The organism is Veillonella parvula (genome assembly GCF_018378075.1).
GTDB classification, from domain to species: domain Bacteria; phylum Bacillota; class Negativicutes; order Veillonellales; family Veillonellaceae; genus Veillonella; species Veillonella parvula_K.
On the sequence record NZ_JAGZYE010000003.1, the window covers coordinates 55457 to 76129 of the forward strand.

Here is a 20673-nt window from a genome sequence, read left to right on the forward strand (position 1 = left end):
ATAACTTACCTTTCTATATACCATTCCTGCTAGCACACCATATTATGGCATTGCTATTGTTCTCACAATGTTAGTGAAAGCTTTAATTTTCTCATCGTCCTTCACGCCATCTGTTTCAATACCGCTACTGATATCGATGCCGTACGGTCGAACCGTGCGAATGGCACGTGCCACATTGGTGCTATCGATACCACCAGCGAGCATAAATGGACGTTCAAACTCATCTAAGCAAGACCAGTCGAATACTTCCCCCGTACCGCCGCGCTCGTCTTTGTGATACGCATCAAACAATAGCATATCCGCACTGCTATCGATCCACGCCTCTGCATCTGCAGCATTGCGGATTTGAACAGCCTTCCAAACCTCTACATTACTACGTTCTTTTATGGATTGGATGAAAGCTTCATCTTCATCACCGTGCAATTGCACCACATCAAGATTGGCTTCTGTAGCAATGCTAACGAGATTATCTAGCGTTTCATTGACGAAAACGCCTACCGTTTTAATCTCATCATTATTAGACTGTTCAGCACCATTGTTATATCTTTTAGTATATTGCTTATGTAGTTCTTCAACTAATGTTTTAGCTTGGTCTACAGTGACTTGTCGTTTACTTGGTGCAAATACAAGGCCCATATAGTCTGGTTTTGCTTCTACTACGGCAGGGATTGTTTCTACCTTTGAAATACCACACATCTTAACCTTTGGTGTGTAGTAGGTTGGACCATAGAGATATGCTAGTTTCTCCACCTTGTTTGGAGAACGCATAAAAGTTTCACCCATTAAAGCTACGCCGATATTGTTATCGCGCAATACTTGTATATCCTCTGGCGTTTCTAAGCCGCTTTCAGATACGAAAATCACATCATCTTGCACGAGATTACGCAAGCGTACACTGTTTTGTACATCTACAGTAAAGTCTTTCAAATTGCGGTTGTTAACGCCGATAATGCGGGCACCGCAATCGATGGCCATTTGTACCTCATGCTCATCATGAGCCTCTACTAAGGAGGATAAGCCAAGAGAATCTGCTAGTTCACGGAACTTTGTCAGCATCGGCACATCAAGGCATGCACAAATCAAGAGGATTGCACTAGCGCCCCATACCTTTGCTTGGTAGATTTGGTATTCATCGATGATAAAGTCCTTGCGAAGCACGGGAATTTTTACGGTGCTTGCAATCTCTTGCAAATATTTTTTATCGCCTTTAAAGAAGTCTGGCTCCGTCAATACAGAGATAGCCGCTGCACCAGCAACCTCATATTCTTTAGCGATGTCTAAATATGGGAAGTGCTCAGCAATGATCCCCTTAGATGGAGATGCCTTTTTCACTTCACAAATGAAATTGAAATCTTGCTGACGGAGGGCCGCTTCAAAAGGAAATCCTGTATCAGCAGGTAATGCCAAAGCCGCTGTTTTCACAGCTTCAGGCGTTTCCACCTCTTTTTCTTGGGCTACTCGAACTTTAGTAGCCTCTACAATCTTATCTAAAATCAATGGTTACACCTCTTGGGTTGCTTTCACAAACTGTTCTAGTGTAGCAAGTGCCTTGCCAGAATCGATCATGTGTTTCGCCTCTTCGATGCCCTCTGCCAATGTAATGCCGTCTTTCGCAAGGTAAATCGCCATGCCCGCGTTAAGAACAACCGCAGTGCGTTTACCACCTTGTTCACCACCGAGAACGCAACGTGTAATCTCAGCATTCACCGTAGCATCACCACCTTCAAGCTCGGTTTTATCAGCATATTCGAAACCATATTCCTTAGGATCGAATTCGTAGCTTGTGAAAGTACCATTATTAATTTCGCATACGTACGTTTTATTAGTAGCCGTAATCTCATCAAGGCCGTCAAAGCCGTGTACCACAGCACCGCGTTTAACGCCAAGATTAGCCAATACACGAGCCAATGGTTCTACTAAGGATTTATCATACACGCCCATCAACTCCACAGTAGCACCGGCTGGATTTGCCAAAGGGCCAAGGATGTTAAACACAGTACGAACGCCCAACGCCTTACGTACAGGGCCCGCATATTTCATGGCTTGGTGATATACAGGCGCAAACATGAAGCACATATTCGCTTTGTTCAACACCGCCTCGTTTTGTTCACCGTTAAGCTCTAATTTAGCGCCCAACGCTTCAATTAAGTCAGCAGCACCACATTTACTAGATACACTACGGTTACCATGTTTTGCTACAGGAATACCTGCGGCGGAAATGATAAAGCCAGATGTAGTAGAAATGTTGAATGTATTAGCCTCGTCACCACCAGTACCTACGATTTCCACAACAGTACCTTCATGAGGCACGGAGCCAGCCTTCTCACGCATAACCTCAGCAAATGCTGTAACCTCATCTACAGTAGGACCTTTTGCGGCAAGGGCGCACAAAAAACCAGCCATAGGAACCTCTGGTACATCGCCGCTCATAATTTTGTTCATTGTATCTTTAGCAAGGTCGTAGGATAAGTCCTGACCGTGCGTTACTGCATATAATGCGTCTTTAATCATTTTATATCTCCTTTTGAGGATATCTATTAAATTGATACCCTATCTACCTAGTCGCTAACGATTGGGTCATGCCCTCAGCCTCCAAGTGGCCATCCCCCGCTATGCGGGGCGCCAAGTCGGCTTCGCACATAACCCAATCGTATTTATCCAGCTAAAAGCCATACCAATTTAATAGATATCCCTCAAACAAACTATTATCAAATGATCCTGCGCATTATATGGAGTAATGCACAGGTCATTTCTTTATAGGGTGGTGGGAATGGTGGTGCTTTGCACCACCTTTTCCTATATTAGGAGTTCTGATTCGCAGATTTCTTAAAAAAAATATAACTACAGTTCACAATATGTATTGTAGAGGGGCTATTAAGTAGGTACTACCAAAGTTGAGTTGGCAGGAAATAAGGTCTTAAGGAGCGACTTGGCGGCCCCACGTAGTGGGGTGGGTGGCCATCGGAGTTCCGAGAGACCTTATTTCTGCCTTACCGTACTAGTAACTAATAATAGCTCCTCGAATACAAAACAGTGGTTATTTTTCTAAGAAATTGCGAATCATTTGTTCCCCGTTTGGTGTCATGATGGATTCCGGATGGAATTGTACGCCGTAGATTGGGTAGTCTTTGTGTTCTACACTCATTACTTCGCCGTCGTCGGTAATGGATGTGACGATGAGTTCACTTGGCATGGTTTCGTCGATAATCGCCAAGGAGTGGTATCTAGCGACTTCGAATTGTTCAGGCAATCCCTTAAGGATTTTGGATGTGTGTACTTGTTTCGCTACGCTTTGTTTGCCGTGCATAACTTGTTTTGCATAGGATACGGTGCCGCCAAATACTTCGCCGATGGCTTGGTGTCCCAGGCATACGCCGAGGATTGGAAATTCCCCTTTGCATTCGCGCAATAGGTCTTCGTATACGCCCGCATCAGCTGGTCTACCAGGACCTGGTGAAAGTATTACATAGTCTGGTTTCAACGCACGGATTTCTTCAACTGTTAATTCATCGCTGCGGATGACTTTAATATCTGGATCGATAGAGCCTACTAATTGATATAAATTAAAGGAAAAGCTATCGTAATTATCTATAAGGAGTACCATTATTCTACCTCCTGTGCATCTGTAATTGCGGAAATCATGGATTGGCCTTTGATCAAGGTTTCATTAAACTCGCTTTCAGGAACGCTATCTCGAACGATACCTGCACCAGCGCGAACATAGACCTTACCGCCTTTATTCATAGCCATGCGAATACCGATACATACATCCATGTTACCGGAGAAATCTATGTAACCTACGGCGCCTCCGTATACACCACGCGGGCTTTTTTCAAGTTCGTGTAAAATTTCTATAGCACGAATCTTAGGCGCCCCAGACAACGTGCCTGCTGGCAGTGTAGCACCGATTGCATCGAGTGCATCTTTGCCGTCTTGTATGTCACCACTTACAGTAGATGTAATATGGATGACATGGGAGAAACGTTGCAACATATGTAACGCCTCTACTTTCACAGTACCAAATTTAGAGATTTTACCTAAATCGTTACGGCCAAGGTCAACAAGCATATTATGTTCAGCCAATTCTTTTTCATCATTGATAAGTTTTTCTTCAATAGCAAGGTCCTCTGCTTCATTTTTGCCACGGCGCATCGTACCTGCAATTGGGAATGTGTACATTTTACCGTCTGTCAGTTTCACCAAGGTTTCTGGAGATGCCCCTGTGAGCTCTACATCACCACCGGATAGGTAGAACATGTACGGAGATGGATTCAAAGTACGCAATACGCGGTATGCGTTTAACAAGCTCCCTTCAAACTCGGCTTCGCGGCGGTTAGATACAACACATTGGAAGATATCCCCTTCTTTGATGTAGTGCTGTGTCTTTTTAACAACGGCTTCAAACTCATCCTTTGTGAACTCAGAGGTAAACTCTGTTTTAAGAACGCCTTTTGGAACATCTGCCTCTTTGCCGTTCACTACAAGATCAGCTAATACTTTCAACTCAAGCTCAGCCTTGTTGTAATTACGTTCTAAATCATTTGTGCTGATGTTAGCGATTAAGTAGATTTTATTTTTATAGTGATCAAAAGCGATAACCTTATCAAAGAGCATAAGGTCTACATCATTTACCATCGCAGAGTCATCATCCGGCGTTGGGAAGTCCAATGTTGGCTCGATATAGCGAATGTATTCACAAGCAAAGTAGCCTACAAAGCCACCTGTAAAAGTTGGTAATTCTTCTAAACGAGGACTTTTATATTGGCTCAAAATATTGCGAATCTCTGCAGCTGGATCAGAGCACTCAAAGGTACATGTTGTACCGTCTTTGATGGTCATTGTATGGTTTTTGCAGAATAGCTCAATCTTAGGATCGTAGCCCAAGAAGGAATACCGGCCCCAATGATTACTATTATCCGCACTTTCAAGCAAATACGTATGACTGCTCACTTGTTTTAACGCTTTCAACACACTAATCGGTGTTCGTACGTCGGATAAAATTTCCATATATACAGGCACGATATCGTAGCCCGGTGCGATAGCTTTCACACGGTCAAAACCAGGAAAAATCATGAGAACCTCCATCTGGCATTTGCCAATAAAAAAACTCGCCCATGACAATATAACGTCAAGGACGAGTTTATAGTTCTATTATTACAATATGATTGTATGTGCTATAAATCGCGGTACCACCTTGTTTGAATGCAGTGCATTCCCCTTTCGCAGGATACTAACATATCCCTCACGACTAACGCTCGTGTGACGTCGCACCATACTAGGAATGACTGTGAAAGTTCATTCTGTTCCATGCGCCCTCGGTGGTCCATTTAATAAGCTGCGTACTACGGGTTCTCAGCTAATCCCGCTCTCTGTGAGTGCATTTCCTATTTTTATCTCCACCTCATCGGTTTCTTTCAGGCGAGTATAAAATTATAATCTGATTATAATGTTTCTATAGAATGAAAGTCAAGGAAAATCTGAACTTTCACCTTATCCTTACATTCGTTCATCATATAATATCCATATATAATCCAATTACTGATTTCCCTAAGCCCCTCCAATTTCAGAATATTTATATTGTATTCCTCTAAATACTAATGGTATACTGAAACTACATATGTTATCAGCTTCTACTGATTATTATGCGAAGGAGAGAGTATGAGTTTTTATTAAGAACGTGCTAAGACTAAGAAAGGAGGAATATTTTGGAAACGTGGAAACGAACGGTGTACATTTGCGCATTCTGCATATTCTTCATGTCCCTCGGGGTTAGTCAGGTAAGCCCTATTCTTCCTCTATACTTCCATGAAATGGGCTTAAGCGATACAGGATCGATAGCACAATGGTCCGGTGCCTCCATGGGCATCACCTTCCTCATTGTCTGCTTAGCAGCTCCCTTCTGGGGCCGATTAGCAGACCGTAAGGGACGTAAGATTACCCTCATACGCTCTAGTCTTGGTATGGCTATATGTAGTATATTATTGGGCTTTCAGACTACACCAGAAGGTGTGTTCCTCGTTCGTACATTGCAAGGGTTAGTAAGCGGTTTTTACCCCGCATCGGTAACACTTATCGCGTCAGAAACACCGCAAAACCATACAGGTTGGGCTCTAGGGATTATAGGATCCTTTAGCCTTGCAGGCTCACTAGCCGGTCCGCTTGTAGGAGGGTATCTCAGTGATGTAGTAGGTATTCGAAATGACTTCTTTATCATCGGGGCCCTTATGCTTATCTCTTTTGGCTTGACGGCAATGCTGGTACATGAAAACTATGTTCCAAAGCCACTTGTTGAGAAGCAAACCTTTAGAAATCTAAAAACTCACTTACCTGAGTTTTCTAGTTTAGTCGCTTTATCTGCAACCTCCTTCCTGTATGCCATTTCGGTTACCGCCATCTCCCCCATTATGACGGTTTACATTAAAGGAATGCTACCAAGCAATACGGAAAATATAGCCTTTATTTCTGGTGCTGTGTTCTCTGCCATGGGTATCGCCCAATTCTTTAGTAGCTCTCCACTCGGGAAATTAGTAGACCGTATAGGCCCTAGAAAGGTGCTCATCTACTCGATGATCTATGTAGGTCTACTCAATATACCGCAAGCCTATGTGGACTCTGTGTATGTACTTGGGTTTATCCGTTTCTTGCAAGGTTTTGGGCTAGGTGGTATGTTACCTGCGCTCAATACCTATTTAGCATCAAAAACACCTAAGGAATATACGGGACAAATATTCTCGTACAATCAGTCTTGTTTGTCTATGGGTTACTTTCTAGGCTCCTTTGGTGGTTCCATTGTAGCCGCTCAATTTGGCTTCACAACCCTTTTCTGGGCATGTAGCCTTACCTTTATCGGCGCTGCACTATGGGTTGCGTTAAAACTAAAGTAATGCCGTAATACAACGAAAATAGTGCAAATGCATTAAAGAAACTATATAAACAAATAAAAAGAGCTGTTCTCAGAACTCAGATGTGTGTGTGTACTGATTCCGAAACAGCTCTTTTATTATGTTGTTTGTAAAAGTATAGAAACTTTCACTATCTAGGGGATGATCATTCTATATGTATAGAATAACTATTGTCTCTAGTTAGGTATTATAGGATACCAAGAATTTCCCACCATGCGTAGCCCACTGTAAGGTTTACGATGAAGCACATGATAGCGAAGATACCACCGATAATCCACCAGCTTTTAACTGTGTTGTAACCAGCACCGAATACGATTGGAGCCGCTGCACCGCCGTAGTGAGTCAACGCACCACCGTAGGAGTTTGTAGCAGCTAGTAACAAGGACAACGCCATTGGGTTTACACCCGCTACTTTACCTACAGTAAGGAATACTGGAAGCATTGCAACTACATACGCACTACCAGAAGCGAACAAGTAACGAACAGCGATACTGATAGCGCCGATGATAATAAGAGCCAACATCGGGTTGTCGCCGAAGTTGAAGTGTGTCCCCATAAAGTCAGCTAACCATTCAAAGAATTTAACCTTGGACAACGCACTGGACATACCGATGATACCACCGAACCAGATCAATGTGTTCCAAGCACCTTTGGATTCAAGCATATCTTCCCATTTGATTACGCCTGTTACAAGCGCTGCTACCATGGCTACGATAGCTACTGCTGTTGCATCAAGGGAGAATTTAATGCCAAAGCCTTGCGTCAAGATGGAAGGCAACGCCCAGCCAACTAAGGCAAGAATAAAGATAGCAATAAGAGATTTCTCGCGACCAGACATAGGTCCAAGTTCTTTCAAACCTTCATCAGCAATCGCATGAGAGTCGATGTGTTGAATAGATGGTTTGTCTAAGTAGTATACCAAAGCAGGTGTAATGAGAAGCATTACAAGACCTGGTACTACGAGTGCTAATGCCCAAAGGCCCCAGTTAATATCTACACCGAGGATTTTGTTCATGTAGTCAGCAGCCAATAAGTTTGGTGCCATTGCTGTAGCGAACATCAAGCTTGTTACCTTAGTTACCATGTATGTGTTAACCATGAGGTAAGAACCAGCTTTTTTAGCGCTTTCACCAGGCTCAGAACCTAACGCTTTTGCTACAGAGTTCATGATTGGGAACACGATACCGCCACAACGTGCTGTATTGGAAGGTGTTACTGGGGAAATAATAAGATCTAATAAAGCAGTTACATAGCCAAGGCGCAATGTAGTGTGACCTAAGGATTTAATCAATAGGTACGCAATACGACGGCCAAGGCCTGTTTTTACGAACGCCACACTGAGGGAGAACGCAGAGAATACTAACCATACTGTGGTAGATGCATAGCCAGACAATACGTTTTTCGTAGCATTCAAGAAAATTGCAGAACCTGCAATAGATAATAACAAGATAATTGGTGCTGGCCAAGGTTTAACAACAAGACCAACGATAGCCATTAAATAGAAACCTAGCAGTCGCCAAGCTCCAACGCTCAAACCTTCTGGCGGTGTAATGAACCACATTGCCAGAGGAATGGCAAACATAATTGCAATTTTAAGTAGCTTATTCATTCTTACTCTCCTTTAACATAAGCTATGCCTTTCATAATCGGTCGCGCCGTTCTAGCGACGCCCGCCTTCTCCACATGCCAACCCTTATCTTTGGTTAGGCATATTTCGAAATCAAATTTCCCTGATGGATGCGCTAAAGTAACTTGATTCGTTTCTTTAGCACGTTCGCTCACTACTTCGTTCGCCACCGTACCCGTAATAAGCGCTGCTGTAGCTGTACAAATACCACCTGTAACAGCATACGCTTTATGCATTACAGCTAGTGCCTTTGTACGCGCCACGATGTCTATACTATTCCCCTTGATAGTTCGACCATCGCTTGCCACGTAGGTTTGTGGTGCGGACACCATGCATACCTTTGGAACTGCAGGACTAGCAGCCTCTTTAGATGGAGCAAGTCCCATCATTACAGCTGCAGTAGTGCGAATATCTTCAAGTGTATTGAGTAATACACCGCCATCCGTTTCTGTGAAAGCCGGTAATTCCGTGCCTTCATAACCAAGGTCTGTAGCCTTTACAAATACAGCTGGATTAGCTGCATCTACGAGACTGACTTGGATTGTGCGACCATCAGCCAATGTAATTGTGTCTTGTACATTGCCTGTTGGTAGTAGCTTACCTGTCTTAGAACCGCCAGGTTCCAAGAAATATAATGTAATACGAGCACCTGTACCAGGTACACCATCGATAGCAAAATCACCGTCAATAACAGGTTTACCATCTCGGACTGGCACGTGAGCTTCGATAACCTTATTTGTATTTGTGTTAAAGATACGAACCACTGTTTCTGGTTCTACGGCTTTCACAAAGCCTTCCATAATAGCAAATACCCCTGCACCAGCAGAAATATTGCCACAATTACCTTCGTAATCTACCACCGCATCAGCGATACCGACATAACCAAAGGCGTAGTCGATATCCGCATCATCGCGGTCAGAAGGGTTTACGATAGCTACCTTGCTCGTCAATGGATCGGCACCACCGATACCATTAATTTGACGCGCATCGGGAGAGCCATATAAATCTAAAATCATACGATCCCGAGCAGCTGGGTCAGTTGGAAGCGTATCTTTTAACAGATACGCCCCTTTACTAGTACCGCCGCGCATATAAGTAACAGGAATTTCTTTATACCCGTTCATAACTTACTCCTTTATGTTCACCACTTACGCTTTGCAATTTGCATAGTAGTTGATGAGACAACCTGCTGCGATAATATCTTTTTCTTCATCGCTGAGATGACCTAAGTGCAATGTAATTTCTGCTTTCTTCACGCCACCGCTGATAACATATGCTTTGTAATCATCGGAGTCAGAGAATAATTGGTCACGCACATTTGGCACATATACATAATCGCCTACTGCCATAGTTTTGGAGTCTTCTTCGCTAGTTACGAACGGTAACATACCCCAGTTAATAACATTGCTACGATAACGTTTTGTAGCATATTCAATAGCAATATTAGCACCGCCACCCAATACGCGTTGGCAGGATGCTGCTTGCTCACGAGCGGAGCCATCGCCAGGGCGATTAGCATATACCATGCTAGAAACGGCTGTAGACTTAGCCATATCTTCTACGGATTCTGTAAGACCAAGTGCTTGTTTTACCTCTTCATATGCAGTTACTAAATCCGCTGCGCTTTCACCTTCTTGGCGAGATTTTTCCCAATCGCGAACGGCTTTAGCACGACCTACATATTCAGGAACCTTACGGCTCAAAGCAAATTCAGACAATGCATATGGGTCAGAGCGGTAGGAAGATGTTTCGCCAGATGGAATCAACTCATCTGTAGTTGTTACAGGATCGTCGATATAAGCCGCTACTTTGAGCAATACATTTGGTGTCAATTCTTCGATAGAAGGCCATGGTTTAATGGATGGGCCATACACGAGCTCAGTATCTTTATTAGGTTCGTTAAAGCCACTATATACCTTGCTTTCATAAGGTTTATCATCATAGTGGTAAGCTGGCACCACATCATCATATTCGATATCAGTAGCCGCCGTCAATGCACCACCGTTAATAGCCGTAGCTGATACGGAACGGGAGTCAAGAAGTGCAACGGAGGAAATCTGACCATTCCCTGGTTTAGACCCTTCACGATTCGGGAAGTTACGTGTCGCATGACGACCGCTAAGGCCCGTATTATTAGGTGTATCGCCTGCGCCGAAGCAAGGGCCACAGAAGGCTGTACGCACGATAGCACCAGCGCTCATAAGGTCTACAAGGGCACCATTTTTCATAAGTTCTAAGTAAATTGGCTGGCTAGAAGGATATACGCTGAATGCGAAACGACCGGAGCCTACGCTTTTACCGCGTACGATATTTGCGGCTTGCATAATATTTTCATACAAACCGCCAGAACAACCTACGATGATACCTTGATCTAAGTGTAATTTGCCGTCGAAGTGTTTTTCAGGTAATTGCAAGGACAAGGATTTATTATCTAATTGCTCCACTGCTTGACGTTCGATTTCTGCGAGTAAATCGCGACCGCCTTCGTTAATTTCTTTAATAGTATATACATTACTTGGATGGAATGGCATAGCAATCATGCTTTCCACTTCATCAAGATTAACCTTCACAAGGCCATCATAGTAAGCCACATCGCCAGGGTTAAGCTCTTTGTACGCATCACCGCGACCATGGAGTGTTAAGAACTCTTTTGTATTGCTATCTGTTCTCCAGATTGTTGTAAGGCATGTAGTCTCTGTAGTCATTACATCGATGCCGTTACGGAAGTCCATGGACAAGTGTTCAATACCAGGGCCTACGAATTCCATTACTTTATTTTTTACAAAGCCATTTTTAAATACAGCTTTTTCAATAGCGAGAGCCACGTCTTGTGGACCTATACCGTGTTTAGGTTTACCATCAAGATAAATCGCGATAACCTCTGGACGTTGTACATCGTAGGTGCGACCGAGCAATTGTTTTACAAGCTCTGGACCGCCTTCACCAATCGCCATCGTACCAAGCGCACCATAACGAGTATGGCTATCGGATCCGAGGATCATTTTGCCACAACCTGCCATTGTTTCACGCATATATTGGTGAATAACTGCAAGATGAGGAGGTACATATACGCCGCCGAAGCGTTGTACTGCAGATAAGCCAAATACATGGTCATCTTCGTTAATTGTGCCCCCTACAGCGGCTAAACTGTTATGGCAGTTTGTCAAAATGTAAGGGATTGGGAATTTATCTAGACCACTAGCAATAGCCGTTTGAATAATACCAACATAGGTAATATCGTGAGAAGTTAAAGCATCAAATTTGATGCGTAAATCTTGATCACCTTCATGTTGTTGGTGGTCCATTAAAATACGGTACGCCATCGTTTCCTTATAGGCGCGCTCTTTATTAAAAACTTCTTGCTGATCAAGGGCTGCACTAGAATCTGCAGGAACGATATCCGTACCGTGATATAAAAATACACCATTTGAAATTAACTCAACCATGACTTGCTCCTTTATTACTTTCAGGCATGTGTAAACCTTTACAAACACTATACTTTTACCATGTGTATTGGTGAAAGTTCCATTCCTCTTACTAGCACCTGGTCTTTAATAATTTGTATATATCTAGTGCCCCTCATCTGTACCAACTCTATGGGATAGAGTACAATAATACATATGTAAAGGAGAGTTTATGGACACGAAAGATTGTACAATTTTAAAAACCTTAGCAGAGGAAAATAATATTACTTATGCGGCGCGCCGTCTATTTATGACACAACCTGCATTGAGTGAACGAATAAAAAAATTAGAAAAGGAATTTAACTGTCCCATCATCAACCGACAAGCTCGTGGCGTAGAGTTTACCTACCAAGGTCAACGTCTTGTGCGATACGCCGAAGATTTGCTCAATTCCTATACTTCGGTGCGCCAAGAGCTATTAGCTATGGGTAGTGAACCACGTGGTACATTAAACCTAGGATGCTCAAATGTATTCGCAAAGTATCACATTCCCCATATTTTATCGACCTTTAAAGAGGCCTATCCGCACATTGATATCATCATGTATACGGGACTTAGCTATAAGCTATACCATGACTTCCTTGAAGGTCGCCTACATGCTGCCATCATCCGCGGTGCTCACACCTGGACAGAGTCGAAAGAACATATTTGGTCCGAACCATTCTGCTTCTTTAACAAAACGCCTTGTGCCGTTGAGGACTTACCTCGTCTGCCCTACATTCACTATCAAACAGATCCGAATTTACAGCAAACTATAGATGATTGGTGGTATTCTCACTACTCACAACCACCGATGCGCACCATCGAGGTGAACGACATCGATACCTGCATGAAGCTCGTCAACCAAGGACTTGGTTTTACCATCCTTACCCAAAGCTGTGGCAACGATTACCCTAAACTATTTAAAGAAACCTTAAAGGATCTTGATGGTCACATCATGACTCGTGATACGTGGATGTACACCCGTAACAGCGCCCTTGAGTCCAAGCCAGTACAGGCTTTTTACTCATTTATGAAAACCTGGGCAGACACAAAGGTATAGTATATATTCCTTTAATACATATAATATATTATGAAAATGCAATAAAAACAAATTGCTCTTTTCTTTAGTATCCATAAATTTTACTTATACCTTGTACCTCAGTATATGTAAAAAACCCGTCATGACAAGAATCATGACGGGTTTTCTTTTATATAATAGCTTTTATAAAAATAATTTCTCTACTATGACACAATCACGTATCTTGAATTAGAGTAATAATAGCATAATCACAACTGTAGCAATGATACATGGTACAGCATTGCGTTTTGCCATTTCCATAGGATTGATTCCTGCAATACCAGCAACGATAATACCTGCGCCTGCTACGGGACTCATACTACGACCGATACCTGCACCGATTTGCGCCATGGAGCCAAGTTCCATAATGCCATACCCAAAGTCTGCTGCGTGTGGTGTTACAGCACCGTTAAAGGCAAGGGCGGCTGCATTACCAGAACCAGAGATAACAGCCAACAAGAATGGTCCAAAGGCCGCGCCGATTTGAGCGATTTGTTGAGAGTTCTTCATGCCATCAATAAGAGCATTAGTAAGACCGATAAGTTGCATACCAGCTGTGAAACATGCCGCAGCAGCCATAAGACCTACTACATCACACATACCATCGCCAGTACCGCGGAAGAACTTCTTCACCGCTTCTGTTACATTAGGACGAACCGCTACGATACCAATCGCTGTACCAATGAGCATAGATACAGGAACGGAAACCTCTGGAATTACTGCTACTTGTTTACTGCCTAATACAAGCAATACAAGCGGAATAATAGGAATAATAGCGTAGAAATAATTTACTTTAAACTCTTTACTGTCCTCAGTAGAATCATGTTTCATCACATACCCTGTATGCTCTTTTTTAACGATAGCTACAATATTTAGTAAGATTGCGGCTACTACGATGCCAATCATGGCTTGCATGGAGAAGCTTGCAATAACTGTCATTACATCTACACCCGCTAGCTGTGCTACTTGAGGGTTAAACATAAGGCCTGGGCTCAAGGAGCTACCCCAAGTACCTAAGAAAATAGCAGAACCTGCCATTGCGGGATGTACACCAGAGCGAATAAGCGCGGGGATTAATAGAGCACCTACCGCCGCCGCACAACCTGCCGCTGTAGGCAACGCAATGTTAATTAAGAACGTAATAATAACGGCGCCAGGGATGATGATCTTAGTCATCTTTTTAAGGCCAGCAGAGATGAAATACACCATATGCTCCGTACATTTTGTGTATTCCATAACATAACTAAAACCAAGAACAGTACAAATCGTCGGCACAAGACCTGGGTTTGTCAGTTCTTTTACAAAAGCCGTCGTACCTGCCCCTAGATTACCGCCAATAAAACACATCAGTAGGCCCGACAATAATAACACGAGCCGCGTTTCAAACTTTTTAATAATAGCGATAAAGGTCGCTACTACGATAACAATACCTGCAATAACCATAATCTCTCCAATCCATGTATTCCCTACCAATAGCAAGTATTCTCTACCATTCTATTACGGAATACACCCTTCTAACCACGTAAAACATGATATCTTAGCTAGTTAACACAAATCTAACTAAATTATATCTACATCAAATGTTCTACAGTACTCAACCTAGTTAAGTTTAGTACTTTCTAAACTAAGCTTTCTTAGCACCGTGTCTAATATCTTAGCTCCCGTAACGATGTCATCCATATCTGCAAGTTCAGCTGGATTATGACTAATACCTTCACGGCATGGGATAAAAATCATTCCTGTAGGAACTATATCAGCCCAATGCATGGCATCATGACCAGCACCGCTTGGCATGGTCATATAGTCTACGCCTACAGACTTAACAGCCTCTTCAATTTCTCGAATCATAGCCGAATTCATCACTACAGGATGATCTTGTGCAATAGGCTCAATCGTATAGGATAAGCCTCGTTTCTCTGCAATAACATCAATAAATTCTTTAATGAGGGTAACTACAGAATCTCGGGCCACCTTAGAAATACTGCGAATATCTACGCCCAGTTTAACGGCCCCAGGAATAACGTTCATCGCTCCTGGCACAACCTCTACTACACCGACTGTACCCACTACTGGAGGCTCTTCTTGCATGGATGCAATCTCCTCAATACCGAGAATGATTTTAGAAGCCCCACAGAGTGCATCATGACGCAAGTTCATTGGTGTGGCCCCACTATGATCGGCATTACCACGAATGGTTACATAGAATCGCTCTGGTGCAGCAATTCCTGTTACAATGCCGATAGGTTTAGCTTCGTGCTCTAACACTTTACCTTGTTCAATATGAATTTCTGTGAAAGACTTTACAGGTCTCTTATATTCCATATGCTCAATAACATCTAGATTTAAATTACGCGCTTTTAATGCGTCATACAGGGAAGTGCCTTGTTTATCTACTAAGCGATGTAAATCTTGCAATGTCAATTCACCGCGCATAGCTTTACTCCCCAATGTGGCTGCTCCAAAGCGGCTAGACTCTTCACACATAAAGTCTACTACTGCAATGGTATGGTCATGTTCAAAACCATCATCAGTCATACTGCGAACCGCTTCGATAGCAGATAATACACCTACAACACCATCATAATTGCCCCCATTAGGCACGCTGTCCGTATGAGAACCAACCATGACAATCGGTAAATCAGGATTCTTACCTACCTTATAGCCTATAACATTCCCGAAATCATCTATTTCAACACTCAAGCCCGCATCAGTCATACGGTCAATGATATACTGACGCCCCTTCCAATCTGCATCGGTGAAAGCAAGACGATTAATCCCCTCACCAGGTGCAGTCAACAGTGCCATAGAATCAAAGTCTTTAGCTAATCGCTCTCGTTGGATCATATAACACCTCACAATCTAATCCCCATATTACATCTAACTTATAGCCCACTATACATATTTCTATGCATCCATCTATATAGTTATGCATCTATATAGTTATGCATCTATAGTTTGGATGTATGCATCACAATATCTCAATCAATATGGCCTATTTTAAATAGTGAGTAGCAATTGTACCTAATGCAACAATGCCGTTTAACATATCTTCTTCATCGATATCGAATAATGGATTATGATGAGGTGCTTTAATAGCTGAGCCCAATACCATATAGGTTGCTCGACCACCACGATCAATAACACGATTTAAGAAATACGCACAGTCTTCACTACCGCCACCGCTATAATCGAATGGAACTTCTTTAAAGATACCTAATGGTTCAATGATAGATTGTACTTCGCGAGCTAAATCATCGCTAATACGGCCTGCAGGAGTTTCACCTTGTTTTGTAATTTCAAAGGTACAATCATGCATTTCTGCAGCACCTTTAATAATGGTCTTAGTGCGTTCAATCATATAATCATTGATCTCTGTAGTAGCACCACGAGTTTCTAATTTAAGTGTTGCTACATCAGGAGTAACATTGCGACCTGTACCACTTTCAAAAACACCTACATTCATGCGGGATGCACCCCCACTATGGCGAGCAATGGCTTGTAAGTTAATTACAGCTGTACAACCTGCAAGCATGGCATTTTGAGCCTTTTCTGGAGAACCACCTGCATGGGAAGAATAGCCATGAAATACAGCATCAAGTTTTGTAGTCGCTAAAAAGCCATGATCACTACAAGCAAAGCAATTAGATAACTGTTCATTAAATCCGATATGCATGCCGAACATCAAATCTACATCATCTACTACGCCAGCCTCTACCATCGCTTTAGCACCACGTACGCCTTCCTCTGCTGGTTGGAAGATAAGTTTAATAGTACCCTTCAAGCCATCCTTATGTGTAGCAATATATTCAGCAAGACCAAGGCCCATTGTCATATGTGTATCATGACCACACGCATGCATAGCCTTCTCATGGCGGGAACGGAAACCAGCCTTAGCAGGCATATGGTTAGATGCTTTAGATTCGATTACATCATTGGAATCCATATCTGCACGGAACGCTACTACAGGACCATCATCACTAAACTTCATAGTTGCCACAATAGCTGTTTTACCATAGCCCATCTTCTCTACTAGTTCAGGATCAGCACCTTCATCCATAGCACGAGCCATTGCTGCTTTCATAACATCCTCGCTAGGCAAGCCCATACGAGAATCTAAATCAAGCACTTCTGCACCGAGTGCCACATCATACCCTAAAGCAATTAGCTTTTCAGCTACTTTAGCGGCAGAACGATATTCGAGCCAAGCTGGCTCTGGATACATATGAAAATCACGACGTAAAGCAATAAAATCATCGCGGCGTTGTTGTACAAAATCTTTTACAGACATAGGAACCTCCTAAAAATTAATTAGTACTTATATACTAACTATATGAATAGATAAGTAAATAGTCAACCAAATAGGTCATGTATACAATATAAAGAGACTAGCTATGATATAATAATAGTAACAAAGGAGGTGCCTATGACATTAAATGTTAATAAAGAAAAACTCACCATTTTAGATGTACAATTTGATAATTATGAGGACTTTGATGCAGTTTGGTATGCCGTAGGTTCATCTATGATTGAAGACTTCACTCCTAAAACTGAATCAGTTCTAGAATTAAAAAATTATGTTACAAACAGAAGGAAGGAACTACAAATTGGCTAAGAACCAATACGAAGGTTACCAGTACATAGATTTAGATAATTTCTATACCTATGAAAATTCATTTGTATTAATAAATAAACAAAACGTTCTAGATCCTAACTTAGCAAAAAATAATGAGCATTTATATGTATCAAAACGGCTTGCAGATTTATATATGTTACCAATTCCAGTATATTCTATGACTGATATACTAAAACTCAAATTCGTGTTTCTGAAGATGATACTGTATATAATACCTATATGGACGGAACCGTACATGGCGACTTACAGAAACTAGAACTATTATTTGAAAAAATATTAGAAAAAATATAATATTTGATTACAAAAAACACATATACCTCATGGTATATGTGTTTTCGTTTGTTTATTTCATTTCTATTTTATTCAGTTTTTCTAGTACTTCTCGTTTAATTTGACGGTGTCGATCCCAGGCGATAATGAATACGGTTGCAATGATGCAAATCATGCCAAAAATACCGACCAGCGTAAAATGATTCCCTAGCAATACCCATCCAAAGATCGCTGCTGAGATTGGTTCTAATGATGAAAGTATAGAACCTTGTATAGCACCAATGAGTCTAACCCCTTCCATATAAGCATTAAAGGATACGACTGTACCAAGTATGATGATGGCGAATAATCCTAACCAGGTCATGCCATCCCAGAGGGCTTCTGATTCAACTTGTTGAAACATAACTAAGGATAAAATACCACAGATAAACATGGCAAAGCCCACAATAGATGTGGTGCCATATTTCTTTAATAGCTCAATAGGTTGCAATGTATATACACAGATACTAGCTGCCGATACAAGCCCCCAGAATAAAGCAAGCACATTAAAGTTCGAAACATCTAGCCCTTCTTGCATGACGATACAGAGTGTTCCCACTAAGGCTAATATAATACAGAAAAACTCTGGTACAGATGGCTTTTTAAAGTATCTCAAAAACAAATAGATGATGATCAGCGTAGGCGCAACATATTGAAGGACCGTAGCAATACCGACTCCTGAAATGGCAATGGCCTTGAAGTATGAGTACTGAGATAAAGCAATACCTAAAATACCAAATACTAATAATTTTCCTATATCCTTAGGTTCTGTAAAGATAGAGAAAATACGCTTACCATCCCTTATATAAGCAAGTCCTATCGTCAATATACCTGCTATGAGCAAACGCGCTTCTAGTAGCCACTCCACATTGATATGCTTTGCATTTTCAAGGAATTGTACAGATGTGCCTGAAAGCCCCCAAAATAGAGCACCTAAAATGGCAAGGGCCATACCTTTCCATTGTTTTTCCTCCATACAACCTCCTATCACAACTACTTTCACATTATGTACAATCATAACAAAGAGGCCTCTAAACCGCAATATCCAGCAAAGAGACCTCAAACTATGTACGTTTTTCTAGAGCAATTATAATAACAGTAGCGATGATCATGGCCATGCCAATCAGCCCTAATGCACTAAATTGGTTGTCTAACAAAGCCCATCCAAAGAAAGCCGCCGAAATCGGCTCAATAGATGACAGGATGGATCCTGGTACTGCACCTATTCTCTTAACACCTTCTAAATAAGCATTAAAGGATACAATGGTCCCCAAAAAGACAACATTGAAACAGCCAATAACAGTCCAGACATCCCACATAGCATACGAATTTGGCTGATGAAATAAAATAGCAGCAACAATACCACTGAGAAGCATACCAAATCCTACAATCGGCAAGGTTCCATATTTATATAGTAAATCTACAGGAGAAACACTATATACAGCGACCCCTACAGCAGATAGAAGTCCCCATACGAGCACTGCCAGTGGAAATCGCTCCATAGAAAAGCCATCATTCCCCATCAAACAAATCGTACCTACCAAGGCCAGTATAACGGAAATAATTTCCCCTTTAGAGGGCCTTTTACCATAACGGACAAGCATATAAATAATAATCATTGATGGCGCCAAGTATTGAAGCACCGTCGCAATACCGGCCCCTGCTAAAGCAATAGATTTAAAGTATGTATATTGGCATAAAGCCATGCCAAATACGCCAAAAATGATAAGGCCTGCTGTATCTTTTAAACTACGAAAGACATGGAAGATAGAATTACCATATTTAAACCATGCATAGATAACAGTCAATAATCCCGCTGTAATTAATCGCATGGTGACTAGCCATTCCAAGTTCATATCCCTATAGTTGCTTAAGAACTGTACTGAAGCACCTGATACGCCCCATAAAACAGCTCCTAATAGGGTTAGTAAGACACCTATAATTTCATATCGCTTCATAGGATTAGTCGCCTAAGAGATCTACATGTACTTTTACAACAACCTTGCGAATTTTAATAGGCTTATCATTAACAGCTAATAGTGGTCTATGGATATCAGATGGGAAGAATACTGTATAATACCCTTCTGGACAATGGATGTGTCCTTCATCAACAGCTTCGTTTGGGTAGAAATAGCAATCACGATCTGGATAAGACTCCACAGGCTTTACAAGGCCTTTATCTACAAAAAAGCCCATATTTTCTTCCCCATCTACCATGAATTGAATATCTACATAGTTGCGATGAGACTCAGGTTTTGTAGTTTCAAACAATTTTGTTTCTACATCGTCTACATTGGCGTACATCATGTCCCCTTCAATGGAATGACGGCCGCCTGGCAATGCTTTCAAGTCTGTATTTTTTAAGAAATCTAAAGCTCGTACGATGGCTTTAGGATAGCCCATTTTTGTATAATCTGCAGTAATGCTAGAGAAAAACATATACGATCCTTTCTCGATATATGGAAATAATACCCGATACATAAGCAATTATATTATCTTAATGTTAGCACATATATACATAAAGGACTAGCAATTCTATTATTTCCACTGCATCTATACATACCAATGATTAGTTCCCCATATTCTCCAGTATCGATTAAGCTCTATCCTAATCTATTTCAAATATAGTAAAAGCCCTCCATACGCTACATATATGGAGGGCTCGTGTAAAATACTAT

The 20673-nt window shown here is 41.8% G+C and carries 16 protein-coding genes; 3 read left to right on the forward strand and 13 right to left on the reverse strand.

The genetic code is table 11. The annotated features are described in order from the left end of the window. Nucleotides 1–42 precede the first annotated feature (42 nt). The 4 genes from trpCF to KH286_RS04155 all read right to left on the reverse strand — a co-directional run bounded on the left by trpCF (nt 43) and on the right by KH286_RS04155 (nt 5073). The gene (gene trpCF / locus KH286_RS04140) at nt 43–1497 is read right to left on the reverse strand and encodes a bifunctional indole-3-glycerol-phosphate synthase TrpC/phosphoribosylanthranilate isomerase TrpF (RefSeq protein WP_278617657.1); all 1455 of its coding nucleotides are present in this window, start codon (nt 1495–1497) and stop codon (nt 43–45) included. 3 nt (nt 1498–1500) lie between these two features. Beyond that, nucleotides 1501–2511, reverse strand: a complete 1011-nt coding sequence (gene trpD / locus KH286_RS04145) for an anthranilate phosphoribosyltransferase (protein ID WP_024061342.1) — start codon at nt 2509–2511, stop codon at nt 1501–1503. Between the two features lie 526 nt (nt 2512–3037). Further along, complete coding sequence (locus KH286_RS04150; protein ID WP_105086860.1) at nt 3038–3604, reverse strand: anthranilate synthase component II; 567 nt, start codon at nt 3602–3604, stop codon at nt 3038–3040. Then, nucleotides 3604–5073 (reverse strand): anthranilate synthase component I family protein, encoded by a 1470-nt coding sequence (locus KH286_RS04155; RefSeq protein WP_278617658.1) that lies wholly within the window; start codon nt 5071–5073, stop codon nt 3604–3606. Before KH286_RS04155 ends, KH286_RS04150 begins: the two co-directional genes overlap by 1 nt. A 632-nt stretch (nt 5074–5705) precedes the next feature. Between KH286_RS04155 and KH286_RS04160 the strand changes: the two genes are divergently transcribed. After that, on the forward strand, nt 5706–6884 hold the full coding sequence (locus KH286_RS04160; protein WP_004697911.1) for an MFS transporter: 1179 nt from the start codon (nt 5706–5708) through the stop codon (nt 6882–6884). A 205-nt stretch (nt 6885–7089) separates the two neighbouring features. Here the strand turns inward: KH286_RS04160 and KH286_RS04165 are convergent, their stop codons facing one another. The 3 genes from KH286_RS04165 to KH286_RS04175 are packed head-to-tail and all read right to left on the reverse strand — an operon-like array spanning nt 7090 to nt 11975. After that, nucleotides 7090–8511, reverse strand: a complete 1422-nt coding sequence (locus KH286_RS04165; protein ID WP_008603176.1) for an anion permease — start codon at nt 8509–8511, stop codon at nt 7090–7092. 2 nt (nt 8512–8513) lie between these two features. Continuing rightward, a complete protein-coding gene (locus KH286_RS04170) occupies nt 8514–9653 on the reverse strand; it encodes a 2-methylaconitate cis-trans isomerase PrpF family protein (RefSeq protein WP_004697926.1) in 1140 nt (379 codons plus the stop codon). 24 nt (nt 9654–9677) lie between these two features. Then, nucleotides 9678–11975 carry a hydratase gene (locus KH286_RS04175; RefSeq protein WP_278617659.1) on the reverse strand — a complete coding sequence of 766 codons (2298 nt, stop codon included), beginning with the start codon at nt 11973–11975 and terminating at the stop codon, nt 9678–9680. 190 nt (nt 11976–12165) lie between these two features. Between KH286_RS04175 and KH286_RS04180 the strand changes: the two genes are divergently transcribed. Then, on the forward strand, nt 12166–13035 hold the full coding sequence (locus tag KH286_RS04180) for a LysR family transcriptional regulator (RefSeq protein WP_024062856.1): 870 nt from the start codon (nt 12166–12168) through the stop codon (nt 13033–13035). 207 nt (nt 13036–13242) lie between these two features. On the opposite strand, the gene dcuC is transcribed toward KH286_RS04180, so the two are convergent. The 3 genes from dcuC to KH286_RS04195 form a co-directional block, all read right to left on the reverse strand. After that, nucleotides 13243–14496, reverse strand: coding sequence for a C4-dicarboxylate transporter DcuC (gene dcuC, locus KH286_RS04185; protein ID WP_009352148.1), 1254 nt, complete (start codon nt 14494–14496; stop codon nt 13243–13245). Between the two features lie 156 nt (nt 14497–14652). Beyond that, complete coding sequence (locus tag KH286_RS04190; protein WP_278617660.1) at nt 14653–15897, reverse strand: M20 family metallo-hydrolase; 1245 nt, start codon at nt 15895–15897, stop codon at nt 14653–14655. 148 nt (nt 15898–16045) lie between these two features. Continuing rightward, nucleotides 16046–17341 carry an amidohydrolase gene (locus tag KH286_RS04195; RefSeq protein ID WP_278617661.1) on the reverse strand — a complete coding sequence of 432 codons (1296 nt, stop codon included), beginning with the start codon at nt 17339–17341 and terminating at the stop codon, nt 16046–16048. Nucleotides 17342–17476: 135 nt separating this feature from the next. Here KH286_RS04195 and KH286_RS04200 point away from each other — a divergent pair, with 135 nt between their 5' ends. Continuing rightward, nucleotides 17477–17665 (forward strand): hypothetical protein, encoded by a 189-nt coding sequence (locus KH286_RS04200; protein WP_278617662.1) that lies wholly within the window; start codon nt 17477–17479, stop codon nt 17663–17665. Between the two features lie 364 nt (nt 17666–18029). Here KH286_RS04200 and KH286_RS04205 read toward each other — a convergent pair whose 3' ends face one another. The 3 genes from KH286_RS04205 to KH286_RS04215 form a co-directional block, all read right to left on the reverse strand. Continuing rightward, complete coding sequence (locus tag KH286_RS04205; RefSeq protein WP_278617663.1) at nt 18030–18971, reverse strand: DMT family transporter; 942 nt, start codon at nt 18969–18971, stop codon at nt 18030–18032. 88 nt (nt 18972–19059) lie between these two features. After that, nucleotides 19060–19953, reverse strand: coding sequence for a DMT family transporter (locus KH286_RS04210; protein WP_278617664.1), 894 nt, complete (start codon nt 19951–19953; stop codon nt 19060–19062). 4 nt (nt 19954–19957) lie between these two features. Beyond that, a complete protein-coding gene (locus KH286_RS04215) occupies nt 19958–20434 on the reverse strand; it encodes a YhcH/YjgK/YiaL family protein (RefSeq protein WP_195394529.1) in 477 nt (158 codons plus the stop codon). Nucleotides 20435–20673 lie beyond the last annotated feature (239 nt).